The 13601-nt window shown below is 63.4% G+C and carries 16 protein-coding genes; 13 read left to right on the forward strand and 3 right to left on the reverse strand.

Annotated elements, in window-relative coordinates; all coding sequences use genetic code 11:
• Positions 1-18 precede the first annotated feature (18 nt).
• The 3 genes from AC1RLW_RS16630 to AC1RLW_RS16640 all read left to right on the forward strand — a co-directional run bounded on the left by AC1RLW_RS16630 (position 19) and on the right by AC1RLW_RS16640 (position 4211).
• On the forward strand, positions 19-1473 hold the full coding sequence (locus AC1RLW_RS16630; RefSeq protein WP_493194015.1) for an aldehyde dehydrogenase family protein: 1455 nt from the start codon (positions 19-21) through the stop codon (positions 1471-1473).
• 120 nt (positions 1474-1593) lie between these two features.
• Complete coding sequence (locus AC1RLW_RS16635; protein WP_493194017.1) at positions 1594-3315, forward strand: thiamine pyrophosphate-binding protein; 1722 nt, start codon at positions 1594-1596, stop codon at positions 3313-3315.
• Between the two features lie 68 nt (positions 3316-3383).
• The gene (locus AC1RLW_RS16640) at positions 3384-4211 is read left to right on the forward strand and encodes an alpha/beta fold hydrolase (RefSeq protein WP_493194019.1); all 828 of its coding nucleotides are present in this window, start codon (positions 3384-3386) and stop codon (positions 4209-4211) included.
• Positions 4212-4220: 9 nt separating this feature from the next.
• Here the strand turns inward: AC1RLW_RS16640 and AC1RLW_RS16645 are convergent, their stop codons facing one another.
• Positions 4221-5168, reverse strand: a complete 948-nt coding sequence (locus tag AC1RLW_RS16645; RefSeq protein WP_493194021.1) for a helix-turn-helix domain-containing protein — start codon at positions 5166-5168, stop codon at positions 4221-4223.
• A 691-nt stretch (positions 5169-5859) separates the two neighbouring features.
• On the opposite strand from AC1RLW_RS16645, the gene AC1RLW_RS16650 reads away from it, so the two are divergent.
• The 3 genes from AC1RLW_RS16650 (at position 5860) to AC1RLW_RS16660 (ending at position 8135) form a co-directional block, all read left to right on the forward strand.
• Entirely contained in the window at positions 5860-6273 is a 414-nt protein-coding gene (locus AC1RLW_RS16650) for a hypothetical protein (RefSeq protein ID WP_493194022.1), read from the forward strand.
• A 42-nt stretch (positions 6274-6315) separates the two neighbouring features.
• Positions 6316-7305: a DUF932 domain-containing protein gene (locus tag AC1RLW_RS16655; protein WP_493194023.1), complete on the forward strand. Its 990-nt coding sequence runs from the start codon at positions 6316-6318 to the stop codon at positions 7303-7305.
• Positions 7306-7421: 116 nt separating this feature from the next.
• Positions 7422-8135, forward strand: coding sequence for a YqaJ viral recombinase family nuclease (locus AC1RLW_RS16660; protein WP_493194025.1), 714 nt, complete (start codon positions 7422-7424; stop codon positions 8133-8135).
• Positions 8136-8152: 17 nt separating this feature from the next.
• Here AC1RLW_RS16660 and AC1RLW_RS16665 read toward each other — a convergent pair whose 3' ends face one another.
• Complete coding sequence (locus tag AC1RLW_RS16665; protein ID WP_493194026.1) at positions 8153-8386, reverse strand: hypothetical protein; 234 nt, start codon at positions 8384-8386, stop codon at positions 8153-8155.
• Positions 8387-8642: 256 nt separating this feature from the next.
• Here AC1RLW_RS16665 and AC1RLW_RS16670 point away from each other — a divergent pair, with 256 nt between their 5' ends.
• The 4 genes from AC1RLW_RS16670 (at position 8643) to AC1RLW_RS16685 (ending at position 10521) form a co-directional block, all read left to right on the forward strand.
• Positions 8643-9173 (forward strand): hypothetical protein, encoded by a 531-nt coding sequence (locus AC1RLW_RS16670; RefSeq protein ID WP_493194027.1) that lies wholly within the window; start codon positions 8643-8645, stop codon positions 9171-9173.
• A complete protein-coding gene (locus AC1RLW_RS16675; RefSeq protein WP_493194029.1) occupies positions 9170-9400 on the forward strand; it encodes a hypothetical protein in 231 nt (76 codons plus the stop codon). The genes AC1RLW_RS16670 and AC1RLW_RS16675 overlap by 4 nt, the downstream gene beginning before the upstream one ends.
• A 141-nt stretch (positions 9401-9541) precedes the next feature.
• On the forward strand, positions 9542-10300 hold the full coding sequence (locus tag AC1RLW_RS16680; RefSeq protein WP_493194031.1) for a DUF7227 family protein: 759 nt from the start codon (positions 9542-9544) through the stop codon (positions 10298-10300).
• A complete protein-coding gene (locus tag AC1RLW_RS16685; RefSeq protein ID WP_493194033.1) occupies positions 10297-10521 on the forward strand; it encodes a hypothetical protein in 225 nt (74 codons plus the stop codon). Before AC1RLW_RS16680 ends, AC1RLW_RS16685 begins: the two co-directional genes overlap by 4 nt.
• A gap of 501 nt (positions 10522-11022) precedes the next feature.
• Here the strand turns inward: AC1RLW_RS16685 and AC1RLW_RS16690 are convergent.
• The gene (locus AC1RLW_RS16690) at positions 11023-11367 is read right to left on the reverse strand and encodes a helix-turn-helix domain-containing protein (protein WP_095946890.1); all 345 of its coding nucleotides are present in this window, start codon (positions 11365-11367) and stop codon (positions 11023-11025) included.
• A 247-nt stretch (positions 11368-11614) separates the two neighbouring features.
• Between AC1RLW_RS16690 and AC1RLW_RS16695 the strand changes: the two genes are divergently transcribed.
• The 3 genes from AC1RLW_RS16695 to AC1RLW_RS16705 all read left to right on the forward strand — a co-directional run bounded on the left by AC1RLW_RS16695 (position 11615) and on the right by AC1RLW_RS16705 (position 13521).
• Positions 11615-11986: a hypothetical protein gene (locus tag AC1RLW_RS16695; protein WP_172438238.1), complete on the forward strand. Its 372-nt coding sequence runs from the start codon at positions 11615-11617 to the stop codon at positions 11984-11986.
• A gap of 25 nt (positions 11987-12011) precedes the next feature.
• Positions 12012-12422 (forward strand): hypothetical protein, encoded by a 411-nt coding sequence (locus AC1RLW_RS16700; protein WP_493194036.1) that lies wholly within the window; start codon positions 12012-12014, stop codon positions 12420-12422.
• A gap of 109 nt (positions 12423-12531) precedes the next feature.
• The gene (locus AC1RLW_RS16705; RefSeq protein ID WP_493194038.1) at positions 12532-13521 is read left to right on the forward strand and encodes a hypothetical protein; all 990 of its coding nucleotides are present in this window, start codon (positions 12532-12534) and stop codon (positions 13519-13521) included.
• Positions 13522-13601 lie beyond the last annotated feature (80 nt).

Consider the following 13601-nt stretch of genomic DNA (forward strand, 5'->3'; position numbering starts at 1 on the left):
TCCCCAGCGGAATCATCCATGCCCTCGACACCCAATGCCCCCGATTGCACTGAACACCTTCAGCGCCTGCTGAAGGTGCAGAAAGACAGCTTCCTGCGCGACGGTGTTCCCGACCTCGCCACACGGTTGGACCGTCTGAAACGGCTGGAACGCATGCTGCTCGATCATGAAGACGAGATCGTGCAGACCCTGTCGCAGGACTTCCAGGGGCGTTCACGCCACCTGACACGCGCGGCCGACATCGTCGGCGGCGTCTCGGCGATCCGCCACACCATCGAGCACCTGCCGCGCTGGCTGGAGCCGCAACCGCTGGAACTGCCGCACGATGTGGCCCACACCGGCACCACGGCGGCCGTCCACTACCGTCCCGTGGGCGTGGTGGGCGTGGTGGTGCCCTGGAACGGCCCGGTGCTGCTGACCTGCCTGCCGCTGATGGGCATCCTGGCCGCGGGCAACCGGGCCATGGTCAAGGTGTCCGAGTTCGCGCCCGCCGCAGCCAGCCTGCTGTCCCGGATGGTCGCGCACACCTTCGCGCCCGAGGAGGTCGCGATCGTCGAAGGCGCCGCCGACGTCGCCAGTGCCTTCACCCGTTTGCCCTTCGACCACCTCTTTTTCACCGGCTCCACCCAGGTCGCCAGGCACGTGATGCGCGCGGCGGCCGAGAACCTGACGCCCGTCACGCTGGAGCTGGGAGGAAAGAGCCCGGTCATTTGCGGTCGGACGGCGCAGTTGGACGAAACCGCGGCTCGCCTGGCGCACGGCAAGCTGGCCTTCGGCGGCCAGGTGTGTGTCACGCCGGACTATGTGCTGGCGCCTGCAGGACAGGAACGGGTGCTGGCCGAGAAAATCCTGACCGAGGCCGCTTGTCTGTATCCGACGATCCACGGCAACGACGACTACAGCGCCATCATCAACGAGGCGCACCTGCGCCGCCTGCAGGGTCTGCTCGACGATGCCCGGGCCAAGGGCGCGACCTTGCTGACCGTGCCCTATGTCGACCGCGATGCCGAAGGCAGCAGCCGCAAACTCCCCCTGACCGTGGTGCTGAACGCATCCGACGACATGAAGGTGATGCAGGAAGAGATATTCGGCCCCATCCTGCCGATCCTTCCGTACGACACGGTGCACGACGCACTGGCCTACATCCGGGCCCGGCCCAACCCGCTGTCGGCCTACTACTTCGGTCAGGACGCCGACGAGCAGGCGCTCGTCACCCGTTCGATCCAGACCGGCGGGCTGCTGGTCAACGACGTGCTGTGCCAGATCTTTTACGAGAACATTCCTTTCGGCGGCTCTGGCGCCAGCGGTATGGGCCGCTATCGCGGCGCCGAGGGCTTCAAGACCTTCAGCAACGGCGTCTCCGTGTTTGTCCAGAAGCAGCCGGAAGCACTGCTGCAGCAGCAAAGGCCGCCTTATGGATCGGCGATGCAGTCGTTCCTGGACGCGCGCGTCGAGCAGTTCAGGCGCAGCTGAACGCGGCCATCGCATCGTGCCATCGGCTGCGCTTCGCCTGACCCGGCGAGCGCGACGATGGCCCTGACAACCGCCGCAACCCAGCCGGCGAACTCACAACCCAAGTACAGGAGACAGTCGATGTCGGAAAGAACCCAAATGACCGCCGGGGAAAGAATCGTCCAGAATTTTCTGCAGGAAGGCGTGGAGATCGTCTTCAGCCATGGCGAGCTCTCGCTCATGGATATCCAGAAGCACGCCCTTCGGAACGGGCTGCGCATGGTGGGCGCACGCCATGAATCGGCAGGGGTCTTCATGGCGGCCGCCTACTACCGCCTGACCGGCAAGCCGCAGGTTGCCATGGGCGCGCAAGGCCCCGGCGCCGCCAACATGCTGCCTGCCGCCGTCAGCTGCCGCACGGAAAACATCCCGGTCGTGCTCGTCGGGGCTTCGCGCCAGCACGAATCGACGACGGGCGTGCGCGCTGGCCGCTTTCTCCATGGCGACACGTTGTGGCCAGCCTTTCGCGACATCTGCAAGTGGTCGGGCAAGATCCTGCACCCGCGCCAGGTCGACGAGATGGTGCAGCAGGCCTTTCGAGAGGCCTTGAACGGGCGGCCAGGCCCGGTCTACCTCGAAGTGGACTACGAAGGCCACCAGCAGGAGTGGACGTATGGCCCCCTCGTGGCGCCCGCGCGCTACCGCTTGCAACGGCAACCCGCCGCCGAGGCGGCACTGCAGGAAGCGGTGCAACTCATCGCGCAGGCGCGTTCGCCCCTGATCCTGGCGGGCGAGGAAATCCAGAGCACGCGCACCTTCGATGAAGTTCATGCGTTGACGCGTCTCGTGAATTGCCCCGCCACCAGTCCGATGACGGCGCGCGGCACGGTCGCCGAGACCGATGCGCACTTCATCAACTTCAGCAGTGACACGATCCGCGAAGTCATCGCCGAATCCGACCTCGTGATTGCGATCGGCACCGACATCTCCGAACACATCAACTACGGCCGGCAGCGGCATTGGGCGGCCGGCGATGAAAACCGAAAGTGGATCCTGATCCACCAGGACCCCGCAGCCTTCGGCCTCAACCGGCCCGTCGACCTGCCGCTGCTGGGCAAGCTGCCGGACGTGCTGCCGCAGCTTGTGGCAGCCCTGCAGGCAGCAGGTGGGCGCCCGCCGCATCCGAAGCTCGAACAGTGGCGGGCGGCCTTCCTGAAAGAACGGCAGCAGCGCATTGAAGAGGCGCGTGGCAAGCAGCCCATTCATCCTTACGAGCTGATGGCCGTGGCGCGCGAGGCCGTGCCCGACGACGCCGTGATCGTCACCGAATGCGGCTTGACTGGCGTCTACCTCAACGACGCCTTCGAACAACGCAGCAACGACTACCTGTGGAACGTGACTTTCGGACTGATGGGGGCGGGTCTGCCGCAAGCCATCGGCGCCAAGCTGGCGGTGGGTGAACGTCCGGTGTACCTGGTGACCGGCGACGGCGGGATCGGCCCGCACATCATGGAACTGGAGACCGCGGTGCGCCACAACGTGCAGATCGTGGTGATCGTCAACGACGACCAGTCCTACGCCGCCGAACTGGCCGCACTGCACGCCAAGATGGGTGAAACGCCCGAAGCACGCTTTGCCTACACACGCTTCGATCAGCTGATCGAGTCGGTCGGAGGCCACGGTGAATACGTGGAGCGCATCGAAGAACTGGCGCCCGCCATCCGGCGCGCCCAGGCGGCCGGACGGCCGGCGCTGGTGCAAGTGCGGGTGGACCAGGACAGCGGCCTCAAGTACCTGCCGTTCGGCAATGCCGAGTTGTTCAGCTGGGTCCACGAGGACCCCGCGCGCCAGCGGGATCGCTGAGTCGGCGCCGCGAACGGGCCATCGCTGCGGCGTTCGGCCCGCCCCCAAGACATTCAAGGAAACTCACCATGCAAACAATCAAGACGGTCCATGCCGGGCCGTTCCCCCGGATCGCCGTGGACCACTGCGGCAGCGGTGAACTCGTCGTCTTTCTCCATGGCATCGGAGGCAATCGGCGCAACTGGCAAAGCAGCCTTCCCGTGTTCGGCGAGCACTTCCTGGCCGCAGCCTGGGATGCGCGCGGCTACGGCGACAGCGATGACTATGCCGGCGCGCTGAGGTTTCATGACTTCTCCGACGATCTGGCCCGCGTGCTCGATCATTTCGGCGCCGATCGCGCGCATCTCGTCGGGCTGTCGATGGGAGGACGTATTGCACTGAACTTCGCGCAACGACACACCGGTCGGCTGCACAGCCTCACCCTGTGCGCGACCTTCAAGGGCTTCGGCACGTTCAGCGACGCGGCCAAGGCAGAGTTCATTCGCTCCCGCAAGGAGCCCTTGCTCAACGGGAAGGAACCCGCCGACATCGCCGAAGACGTCGCCCGCTCCCTCCTCAGTCCCGGGGCCTCGGACAACGCACTGCAACAGCTCGTGGACAGCATGCAGCGCTTGCACAAGGAAAGCTACATCAAGAGCATCGAGGCCATGGTGCACGAGGATGTCGATGCGAGCCTCGACCACGTGCGCGTTCCTACCCACGTCGTGTGCGGCGCGAGCGACCCGCTCGCGCCGCTGGCCATGTCGCGCGAAATCGTGCGGCTCATTCCGCATGCGGAACTGACGCTGCTCCCGGACACGGGCCATCTGCTGAACATCGAAAACCCGAGCGGGTTCAACGACGTGGTATTGAACTTCCTGCTCAGGCGACGCGCGAGCGCCGCCTTGTCGGCCTGACCGCCTCGCTCAATGGCCTTCGCTGGCGGCGCGCACCTGGCGAGGAGGCATGCCGAACTTCTTCGTGAAACGGCGGCTGAAATGCGCGGGATCGCTGAAGCCGCAATCCAGCGCGATCTCCTGGATCGACCGCTCACGCTGATGCTGGCTTCTCAGGGCCCGCCAAGCCCGCTCCAGACGCTCGCTCTCGATCCACTTGTGCAGCGTCGTCCCGGTGGCGCCGAACACCTGGTGAAGGTAGCGCACGGAGATGCCTGACAGCGCGGCCACGCCCGCGACCGACAGGTCGGGGTCGAACAAGTGGGTCAGCACGATGGTCCGGATGCGGCGAACGATGTGGTCGTGCGACAGCCCGATCTGAGTCAAGGGACCGTCTTCGCTTTCAGCTTCGGCAATCAGATCGAGAACGGAGGCGGCGAGCGAATGGCCCGCCTCCGAGACCAGGTCGACGGATTCGCTTGTCAACACGCGCATGAGGCGCGAGGCAATTCCGCCCGTGCCGCGCTCGCCGTTATAGAGGCGCCCGCACACCGCGTGGGTGGAGAGGCCCCTGCGCATGAACTCGCTGCGCGGATAGCGCATCACGAAGCGACGTGTCGAGCCTTCGGCCTCGATGCGGTAGGGCAGCGCGCTGTCGACGATCACGAACGCGCCACGCTGGAGTTGGATCTCGCGGTCCAGATGCCTCATGCGCACGTTGCCATCGACATGCAATGCCAGCAGGTAGTCGTGGCTCTTCTCGCTCGCGATGTCCTCCAGCCTGCGCTCGATGGTGGCCGTTTCGTACTCGACAAGAGAGCATTCGCAAGAGCCCACCTTGCTGCGCTGAATGCGGGCATTGAAGGTGCTATCCCTCGCGCGAGAAGCACCGAGACTAGCGATCTGACACACGGCTTTCTGGAACGCCGAGAAGCGGAAACCCGGATCGATGGTTTTCGTGTCGAGAATGGTGTGCATGCCCGTATTGGACGACCATAGCGTGCATCGCAGCCCCTGGGTCAACTCGATTGATGCTTCTGATGGCACATGATAAGAGCCTGGTCTTTGCGGCAAGGCCGCAGCCAATGTCTGGTCCTGATCGTCTACTGCTTGGGTACAAGCACACCTATTTTTTCCGACGCCCCCGCCAAACTGATCGAACGTCCCTGCTGGAAAGCGGGGACAGTCCGTGGAATGCGGCGTGCAAGGCCATAAAGACATGAACCCATCCACGACCGGCATTCGACCCCAGCGGTCGTTGCTTTCTTTCGGCCATGCCTGTCGGCGCCGGCGCGCGAATGTAGATCGACCGGCCGCTCGCTTTCTTCAAGTATCAAGCCGATGGTCTGCTTGATGAAGGCGACCCGCACATAGTCGGTCACTGGCAACCAACGCACGACTGCTCCCGAGGCAAGCAGTCATTCGGGCTCGAAATCGCGGCGATCGCACCCAGTCTAAAGCGGGTGCAGCTGCAGCTTACCAGCGCAAGCCGCCGCGGCGATTGCAGAAATTTTCAGCCCCATATGACTACTCCGGATAGACAGTAGAAAGTCCGTCCGCCTCCAACAAAGCCCAGCCCGGTCTCCGCCGCGCTGGGCTTTGTGCCGTCTGACTCTGCCAGACGTGTGTTCCGTCCTTTCCGGGAATACCGCTGTGCATCCCAAGCCCTATGGATCACGACTTCACATCCACCACTTTCGACGACGAACCTTTTTCTGATCATGAGCCCCACACACAGTCACCCAACTTCGCGTGCCCCGCCTGCCAATCGCGACGCACCATTGCCCGCGACACCGGCAAGAAGGCTGGTGCGGCCATCGGCACCGTAGCAGGCGCTGCCGGCGGCATCTCCGGCGCGCTGTCCGGGGTCATCACAGGCGCCGAGATCGGCATGGCGATGGCTGCAACCGCAACAGCCAGTACACCGCTTGGCATCGTCGCCGGTGCGATCCTCGGCGGCCTGAGTGGAGCCATCGCCGGCTGCACCGTCGGCGCGGCACTCGGCGAGGCTGTCGACGACTCGATCTTGCGCAACCGCCGCTGCTTGGCCTGTGGCCAGACCTTCTCGGCCTCGCGCCGCTGACCACTCTTCTTCACCCCTCATCCCCAACAAGGAAACCTCCTCATGGCACATCTCATCGAAACAATGGCCTATGCCGGCGACACGCCGTGGCACCGCCTGGGTCACCGCCTCCCGCCCAAGCAACCCCTGGAGGTCTGGGCCCAGCAAGCCGGCATGGACTGGAGCATCCAGGAAACCCCAGTGCGCTTCATGACCCAACCTGAAGGCGATGCCCTGCAGGCCCTGGAATCGTTCGCCGAGCAGAAGGTGCTCTATCGCAGCGACACCCGGGCTGCACTGTCGGTGGTCAGCAGCCGCTACCAGGTCGTGCAGCCTCGCGCCGTTCTCGAGTTCTACCGCGACCTCACCGAGATCGGCGGCTACGAGATGGAGACGGCAGGTGTTCTCAAGGGTGGTCGCAAGGTCTGGGCACTGGCGCGCACCGGCAAACAGGCCGTGCTCAAGGGCAGCGACACCGTTAACGGCTACCTGTTGCTGGCAACCTCCTGCGACGGAACGCTGGCCACCAGTGTCACCCCTACAACTGTGCGGGTCGTGTGCAACAACACCCTGGCCATTGCACTGGACAGCACCAGCAACGTCATCCGTGTGCCCCACAGCACCAGTTTCGATGCGGATGCCGTCAAGCGCCAACTCGGCATTGCCATCGGGCAGTGGGATGACTTCATGCATCGCATGAAGATGCTGGCAGGTCGAAAGGTCAAGGGCAAGGAAGTCGAGGCCTACATCCAGCGGGTGCTCTGCGGACCAAGCAAGTCTGACGAGGTCTCCGCGCCCGGCGCAGGCACGCAGCCCATGCCAGGCGCTTGGGCTGCCCGCAAGGTCCTGGAACTGTACGAGGGCAAAGGCCGCGGCGCCGAACTCGCTGCTGCGCGGGGCACGGCCTGGGGCCTGCTCAGCGCAATGACCGAGTTCGTCGACCACGAGCGCCGGGCCCGCAGCCGCGAGTACCGCCTGGACAGTGCCTGGTTCGGCCAGGGCGCCGCACTGAAGCAGCGAGCCCTTGCAAACGCACTGGAACTCGCGAGGTGAACCTCAAAGCGACCGCCCCCATTCCCCACCACCCCATCGAAGCCCCGCCTCTGTATCCAGAGGACGGGGCTTTTTGCTGGCTGTAGATCGATCCCAACCCTTCAAGGAAAACCAAGATGAGTCTGACCCCAGACACGCGCGGCGTTCCGCGCCCCTCGATAGCCCGCCGGCCTTTGCGCGCCCCGGCATTGCAGTTGGTCCAGACCGCTCGCGCGCCTGTCCCTATGCCTGAGCACTGGCCGAACATGTACGAGGGCGGCCTCGCGAGCTTGGATGCCGCTGCAGCCATGGGCTGCGATCCCTTCAAGTCACCGGTTCGACTCTGGATGGAGAAGACCGAACGCCACGACCTGCTGCAGCCGAGACCGGAGGCTGCGCCGACGCCCGAAGGTGCTGTCTACTGGAGCCGGCTGCTGGAGCCTATCGTTGCAGCGCACTACACACTACGCACTGGGCGGCATGTGCGGCGCTCCAGCACCTTGCTGCGGCACCCGCAGCACCCCTGGATGTTCGCCCATCCCGGCCGCGAAGTCGTCAGCGACCCCAACGTTCAGCTTCTAGAGTGTCGATGCGTCGGCATGGATGCGGCTGCGCACTGGGACGCGGGCCTGCCCGCCTACGCTCGGATCCAGCTGCTGCATCAACTGGCAGTGACTGGGGCTCAGGCCGTCGATGTCGTGGCCCTGATCTGCGGGCAGGACCTGCGCATCTATCGTGTCGCACGCGACGACGTCGAGATCTCTCGGCTCATCGACGCCGAACGTGAGTTCTGGAGTTGCGTGGAGCTTGATCAGGCCCCACCCGATCAAGGCGGGAAGGTCGTGCCCTGATCTTCAAGTCCTGGCAGTCAACCGACTCGCCAGAACCGCCACCAACGGCGCCGTGTTGCGGCCCGTAGCTCCAGGGGACGCAAGTCCAAGGTGTCGTAGTTCGTGAGTGGTGCACCAGCACGCCGGCGCATCTCGCGCTCGTATTCGTGGGCAATGCCCCGCGCGTGCAAATCTCCCTGCAGCGCCTTCATGCGCCACTCGCTCGCCAGGACACCCAATTCCTCGTCGGTCAGCATCTCCTTGCTCGTCATGCCGGGAATTGTGCCGTCCTCGCCACTCTTGAACGACGACACGCGCGACAACCCGTCCCGGAATGACCTGCGGTCATGTCCGGAATTTCCCCTACTCACCCCAGCAGCTCGCCTTGCGCGGGCTTTTTTTACGTCTGTCTCATGCCCAACAACACTTCTCTCTCCAAAGTGGGCGCGCCTGTCGCGCGCGTCCGTTCATTCCGCCGGCCTTGTGCCGGCATCGCCATGCGCCGCCCATCCACCTGGAGCGACTGACATGGGCAGCATCGTCTACCGGGCCACCAAGGACCAGGCCGTCCATGACGAACTGCAGAACGTGGCGGCCTTTGCCGCAGTGCTCGCCCATCGCGCGATCGGCAACCGCCTATGGTTCCTGGCGCAGAACCGTCAGGGTGAACGCATTGGGCGGATCTGGATCGGCCTGACCCTCATCGATTGCAGGAATGGCCAGGCAGTCGTCAAGAACATGGACGAGAGCTGCGGTCCGTACTACTTCGACTGTCCCTTGGCCTTTCTTGATCGAGCGGATCCGCCGGTCGGGCCCTACGCAGGCCCATGGCGCGAGAAAGTACGTGCGTTCCATGCGAACCGAGCCGCCAAGCGAGCAGCCATCCGCGCGGGCCTGCGCGTCTCGTACGACGGCCGCACCTACGAGCTGCGGCACTGCCTGGGTCGCCGCGGCTGGGAGGTGCAACGTGACGATGGCCTGATCTTTCGCATGAAGGACAGACAGCTCCAGCAGGCAACGATGCTGCCGGCGGCGACACCGCAGGAGGCATCGGCATGAAGCAGGACCGCCCCCAGACCAACGTCGAGTTCGTCGACGACTTGATGGAGTTCAGCGCACATGGGGCATTGATCCAGGCCTTCGTTCTGCAGGCACTGACGCAGTTCGCAGAAAAGGTGGCTGCCACCGATCCCGAAGCGATGGATACCGGCCTGGTCAGCGGTCAGGCCTGGCATGGCTGTGCTCTCGAGGTGCAGCGAAAGCTCAAGCAGCGCTTCGACGACTAGGCCCGACAGGGTTTCTCTGGGCGATCGAAGCCCATCCATCTCCGCGCACCGCGCCCCCTCAGAGCCCGTGGGGGCTGGGAAGGGGACGCCTGCGCACCCCGTGCTCGCGACGACAGCACCTCCCCCTCCAAGGAGAACATCTTGCTCACCACGATCTCACGCGGTGGCTCGCCATCGCGCGCCGCGTCGGCAGCATTTTCGCAACCATCGTCAGAACCCTTCACCTATCACTTCACCCGCATCAGCCGCAACGCCAAGACCGGCCCCATGGCGGTCACGACCACGAGTGCGAACTCATGTCCACCGGATTGCGGGTTTCGGCGCAACGGCTGCTATGCGGAGAGCGGACCGCTAGCGTTGCATTGGCGCGCCGTGTCTGCCGGCGCCCGAGGCAGCACCTTCGACGAACTGCTGCAAGACATCGCCACACTGCGGCGCCGAGCCCTGTGGAGACACAACCAGGCTGGCGATCTGACGCCCTGCGCACCTGGAACGATTGACGCTCGCCTGCTCACAAGGCTGGCGATGGCGAACCGGGGGCGGCGCGGGTTCACGTACACGCACTACCGGCCGACGCAGGCGAACCAGGCCGCTATTCGCAGCGCCAATGAGCTCGGGTTCACGGTGAACCTCAGCGCTCAGACATTGGCGCAGGCCGATGCCTATGCGTCGCTCGGCGTAGCGCCTGTGGCGGTGGTCTTGCCTGTGGGCGCCACGAAGCCGGCCAGGACGCCCGAAGGCCGGCTGGTCATCGTGTGCCCGGCCAGTGTCGGCAACACCGACTGCCTGAACTGCGGCATCTGCCAGCAGGGTGATCGTGCGGCCATCGTGGGCTTCCCGGCCCACGGGGCCGGCGCCCGGCGCGTGCAGGCGATTTTCTTCGAGGGGAAGCCCTCATGAGAAAACTGCCGGACGAAGCCGCAGTGTCGGGCACGCCCCATCAGAGCGAGGTGCTCGCGCTCGACGAGGCGTTTCTGCAGCGGGTGGATCGCGTGATGCTGCAGCGAAAGCAAACCGATCCGTTCCAACGGGAAGCGGCTTGGCGTGCGACCGAAGAGGAAGTGCGGGTGAAACGACTTCAGCTGCAGCGCGAGGCCCCTGTCCGGAGCGAGCCGCACTGAATGACGGTCCGCTCACCGCGGGGCTCCTCTCGCTCCCACGGCCTTCTCGCGACGGCACAAGCCCCGGCCCCTAGAGGGGCCGGGGCTTGTTCTTTGGGGGCTCAAGAACCTGAACTACCAACCATGAAGAAAGAGAAAGGGCATCGCCATGGGAATTTTCTACGGACCGATCGAATACTTGAGGGCCTTCGCGTTGGTGCTAGCCACCGGGATCCTCTTCGGCTTCGGGCTGGGGTGGCATTTCTGCAGCTACCTGCGCAGGGATTCTCTGCACGCCTTTGACTGAAGCCGATGGACTCCTGACAAATCAGCACATCGCCACCGAGTTGGCCGGTTCGACGGCTTCGCCCCATTTCCGCAGAGGGCTAGCGACGGCCCGCCCCATGCGGATTGAAGGGGTGGGCAACACAAAAGTCCAAGCCCCAACTTTGGAGAATTGGTCCGGCCATTGACCCCTCGGGCAGGCCCTGAGCACAGCGGTGCCAAAACAATAGGAGTCCTCTACTTGGGGGCAGCCAAGTCCTGAATCGAGCGCAGCGCCTGCTTGCGCATGCGCACTCCGAGAGTGTGATAGAGCCGTAAAAGCTCCGCTTCGTCGTCATCGACCGCCCAGAAATACGACAACGGCACGCCCAGCGCTTGAGCCAAGTGCGTGGACATCAAGACATCCGGTGTGTGTTTGCCGCGTTCGTACTGGTTGATTCTCGCGCTGGCGGAAAACTCGTCCACCCCGGCGGCCACGCCCAGCCCTTCTTGCGAGAAATTGCTACGCAAGCGTGCGGCCTTGAGCCGCCTGGCGAACAACGGCAAAGCGGGGTCAATCTGAGCATGGCTTGCACGCGGCATCCTCAGATAGTCTGAGTTTCTACTTGTTCTTATACTAAGGAATCCTTAGCATTTGGAAACACAAACCCTACGGAAAAAACACCTCCGCGATGCAACCGCGAAGGACCACCACATCACGACAGATGCCCCCTCACCGATCGCAAGACATTCAAAAGTGCGCCCTTTCACCGATTCACTGAGAAGCAATGCACATCGCCCTTTGGGGCATTGAGGCAACCAACTCCCTCTCCCTTTCAGCCCCCTAACCATGAATATCCATTTCACCAAAAACAACCAAACCCGCTTCGTTAAGCACGGCTTCTCGTGGCAGTTGGGTCTTTTCGGCCCCATTGCCTTCCTGATGCGCGGCCAGTGGCCCCTGGCGCTGGCGTGCTCAGTCTTTCTGGTTGCCGGTTTTTGCCTCGTTACCGCCTTCCTGATCCTGGTGTTCGATGCGCCGGACGGGATAGTCGACCTGCTGAGCATCGTCATTCCCTGCGCGTTGGTGGGTCACTTTGGCAATCGCATCTCGGCGCGCAGCTACGTGAAAAACGGTTGGGCGCCTGTCGCGGACTTCCCGCCTGACTGGAATATCCCGCAGTTGATCGCGCCAAAGGCGGCCGAAACCAAACTCGGCTGAGCTCCCGACCTACTTGGAGCCCACCATGAAAGCCGCACTCGGCACCATCTTCGCGGCGCTCACCGCGATCACTTTGATGCCCTTGGCTTTGGCCAAGGGCGTCGACCCACTCATCAACCCCGACGCGGTGAAGCACCAGATCGATCGCTCGGCCATGGAGATCCAGATCCAGGGCTGGAGCCACGATCTCAAGTACCCGGTCTACCCGATCCAGGTGCAGGCAGGGACCAACGGCGTGTACTACACGACCACCGATCGCGCGAGCTCCTACAAGGAATTCAACTTCGACGAACTGCGCTGCGAGATCGGTGACGCCGATCCTGCTGTCCTGAAGACGCCCGGCTATGCCTGTGCCGATGGCGTGTGCATGACCAAGGAAGGCGCTGTGCTCGGAACCGACCCGCGCCGGACTCTCAACCCAAGACACCGCTGCTAGGCGCTCACTGCGCAGGAACAACGACGAGGACGGACGGAACAGCGGCCAGGTACATCCGCCGCCCCATATCCATCACCCCCACAACCACTTTTTATAGAAGAACTTTCAAATGACTCCCCTCAATGCCATCAAGTTGATCGGCCTCGGGTTCCTCGTGGCTGCACTGACTGCCTGTGGTGACAGCAAGATTTCCGCCGTCAAGGACACGCGCTTGCACGGGGACGAATTCACTGTCGGCGAAACGCTGGGCAAGATCAAGGAATGCAAGAGCAGCGACTGGACCAGCGAAGTCGTGAACAACGCCACGATGGTCACCCACACCTGCGCGATCAAGCTGGACGAGAGCACCTTCACAGCATCGAAGGAAAAAGCGCTGCGCGATCTGGATGACGCAGTCCGGATCACTACGGAGAATCACCGAGCCAATGTGACCAAGGTCCAAGGACGCCAGGAACATGCGCTGGCCGACGATGGAGGCGAAGTCGCGAAATTGAACGAGAAGCTGGAATCGATCGAAAAAGAAAATGCCAAGCTGGATGAGCCGTTCGTCTTTGTGCGGCGCTTCCTCGCCGATACGGAAGAAATGGCGAGGCCGCGATGGGAGGCTGAAAAGGCTCGACATCGTGCAGAGTACGCAGCGACAAAGGAGCGCATCTTGCGCGACATCACGCAAGCCAAGAGCAGCCAGCAAGCGCGCCGTGACGAAAGCACCCGGGTGCTCGAAGCAATTCAGCCCTGGCTTCCCAAGTATGCCGAAGCACTTGAGCAAACCAAGGCTGCGGTAAGCAAGGAGATCGACGCCGCTTACGACAAGAATCACACCGCAGAGGTCAGGACGGTTTTTCGGTATCGAGAAGGTCTTGATGCGGAGCTGATCGACTCCGCACTTTTCGTCGATGGGAAGAAAAGGAGCTCGACAATTCCTGTCTATCTGCTCGATCCAAAGCGCATGCAGGAGTACATCAACTACACGTCGAAGGACGGCTTTGGAATGGGAGTACGAGAGATGTTCGATCGGATCTTCCCGATCGAGAGTGATCGCACGATCGGCAGCGATTTCGACGGCTATGGCTACAAATACAAGAAGCCAGCGGGCTAATCTGTCACTGTAGGGGGCTCCCAGCACGGGACCTCCACAGCAGGAACCAACCGAGCAGAGGGAGGAGAGGCTGAGGGCCT

Source organism: Variovorax sp. GW822-FHT04A09, from assembly GCF_058801005.1.

Excerpts from the sequence above, each read along its gene's own strand:
- AC1RLW_RS16675 (WP_493194029.1), top strand. The coding sequence starts at position 9,170 with ATGAAGCAGGACCGCCCCCAGACCAACGTCGAGTTCGTCGACGACTTG.
- AC1RLW_RS16690 (WP_095946890.1), bottom strand. The coding sequence starts at position 11,367 with ATGCCGCGTGCAAGCCATGCTCAGATTGACCCCGCTTTGCCGTTGTTC.
- AC1RLW_RS16705 (WP_493194038.1), top strand. The coding sequence starts at position 12,532 with ATGACTCCCCTCAATGCCATCAAGTTGATCGGCCTCGGGTTCCTCGTG.
- AC1RLW_RS16660 (WP_493194025.1), top strand. The coding sequence starts at position 7,422 with ATGAGTCTGACCCCAGACACGCGCGGCGTTCCGCGCCCCTCGATAGCC.
- AC1RLW_RS16630 (WP_493194015.1), top strand. The coding sequence starts at position 19 with ATGCCCTCGACACCCAATGCCCCCGATTGCACTGAACACCTTCAGCGC.
- AC1RLW_RS16685 (WP_493194033.1), top strand. The coding sequence starts at position 10,297 with ATGAGAAAACTGCCGGACGAAGCCGCAGTGTCGGGCACGCCCCATCAG.
- AC1RLW_RS16655 (WP_493194023.1), top strand. The coding sequence starts at position 6,316 with ATGGCACATCTCATCGAAACAATGGCCTATGCCGGCGACACGCCGTGG.
- AC1RLW_RS16700 (WP_493194036.1), top strand. The coding sequence starts at position 12,012 with ATGAAAGCCGCACTCGGCACCATCTTCGCGGCGCTCACCGCGATCACT.
- AC1RLW_RS16670 (WP_493194027.1), top strand. The coding sequence starts at position 8,643 with ATGGGCAGCATCGTCTACCGGGCCACCAAGGACCAGGCCGTCCATGAC.
- AC1RLW_RS16635 (WP_493194017.1), top strand. The coding sequence starts at position 1,594 with ATGTCGGAAAGAACCCAAATGACCGCCGGGGAAAGAATCGTCCAGAAT.
- AC1RLW_RS16665 (WP_493194026.1), bottom strand. The coding sequence starts at position 8,386 with ATGACGAGCAAGGAGATGCTGACCGACGAGGAATTGGGTGTCCTGGCG.
- AC1RLW_RS16640 (WP_493194019.1), top strand. The coding sequence starts at position 3,384 with ATGCAAACAATCAAGACGGTCCATGCCGGGCCGTTCCCCCGGATCGCC.
- AC1RLW_RS16695 (WP_172438238.1), top strand. The coding sequence starts at position 11,615 with ATGAATATCCATTTCACCAAAAACAACCAAACCCGCTTCGTTAAGCAC.
- AC1RLW_RS16645 (WP_493194021.1), bottom strand. The coding sequence starts at position 5,168 with ATGCACACCATTCTCGACACGAAAACCATCGATCCGGGTTTCCGCTTC.
- AC1RLW_RS16650 (WP_493194022.1), top strand. The coding sequence starts at position 5,860 with ATGGATCACGACTTCACATCCACCACTTTCGACGACGAACCTTTTTCT.